The organism is Curtobacterium sp. GD1, from assembly GCF_020882855.1.
Classification (GTDB): Bacteria; Actinomycetota; Actinomycetes; order Actinomycetales; family Microbacteriaceae; genus Curtobacterium.
Genome location: NZ_JAFEVQ010000065.1, coordinates 1 through 1,304, shown reverse-complemented (window position 1 = coordinate 1,304; position 1,304 = coordinate 1). Strand labels below are relative to the sequence as shown.

1 protein-coding gene is annotated in these 1,304 nt (G+C 71.2%); it reads left to right on the top strand.

Translation table 11 applies throughout. The features are described 5' to 3' along the window. The first annotated feature begins 625 nt into the window (after positions 1–625). Positions 626–1,090: an endonuclease domain-containing protein gene (locus tag JSX79_RS18010; protein ID WP_229087568.1), complete on the top strand. Its 465-nt coding sequence runs from the start codon at positions 626–628 to the stop codon at positions 1,088–1,090. The last annotated feature ends 214 nt before the right edge of the window (positions 1,091–1,304 follow it).

Genomic DNA, 1,304 nt, shown 5'->3' with positions numbered 1-1,304 from the left:
CAACACGCCGCGGGCGGGACGGTGAGGTCGCACGAGCTGCCGCCCAAGAGCGCGACGGGCGGCAGCTCGTGCGACCTCACCGTCCCGCCCGCGGCGTGTTGTGCGACCAGCGCACAACGCACAGGAGGCGCGGGTCGTCACGTTCTCCACAGTTCGGCTCGAAGGATGGTCGCGGCTCGCACCGCACCGCCACACTCTCGCCATGCCTCGGCCGTCTCCACTCCCCGACGAACTCGATCCGAACGGCTTCCGGGTCTGCGACGCACTCGCGGCCGGGGTCGATCCGGGTCGACTCCGCCGGCGGGACCTCGCCCGCCCGGTGCACGGCGTCCGGTCGGCAGCTGCATTGATGTCGCCCGTCGCCGCGCTCGCACTCGTGATGCGCCCAGATCAACACCTCAGTCACACGACCGCTGTCGAGCTCTGGGGTGCTCCGCTCCCGCGCCAGTTCGAGGGCAGCCTGCACGTCACGACGATCGGCGCCGGCCCGCTCATGCGTCGGCCCGGTGTCGTCGGACACCGACGTCGATCCGCGGCGGCCGTGGTGCTGCGGGCCGGCGTACGAGTCAGCGGGCCGGAACATGCGTGGCGCGAGTGCGCTGGGCTGCTGAGCGTCCGACAGCTCGTGGCGGTCGGAGACTTCCTCGTCGGACGGCCAGACCGGACGACGGTCGACGCCCTGGCCGCCACGATCCTTCCCGGGCAGCGCTCCGTCGCCGTTGCACGTGCGGCCGTCAAGCTCATCCGCGTCGGGGCTGAGTCAGCGATGGAGACGTGGCTGCGTCTTGCGGTCGTGGACGCGGGGTTCCCTGAACCGGAACTCCAGATCGAGGTGTTCGACCGTGCAGGGCGGTTCCTGGCGCGAGTGGACATGGGCTGGCCGGAGCTCCGGATCGCACTGGAGTACGACGGGGACCACCATCGCGAGCGTGCGACGTTCGAGCACGATCAGCGCCGGGACAACTCCATGACCGTGGAGGGATGGCTTGTCCTCCATGTGAATCGAGGGGACGTCGACCGTCCTGCGGTCCTCTTCGAGCGGCTTCGTCAGGCGTTCGTCGCGCGATCGTCGGCTCGACCACGGGCGTGACCTGGTCGAGGTCGCGCGACATGCCGCAGGTGAGGTGCCCGGGTCGCACGAACTGCCGCCGGGCCCGTGGGTGGGCGGCAGGTATTGCGACCTCGGCGTGTGCTGGCGGGTTCGTCGCGAGGTCGCGCGACATGCCGCAGGTGGGGCGTCCGGGTCGCACGAACTGCCGCCGGGCCCGTGGGTGGGCGGCAGGTATTGCGACCTCGGGCCAGCC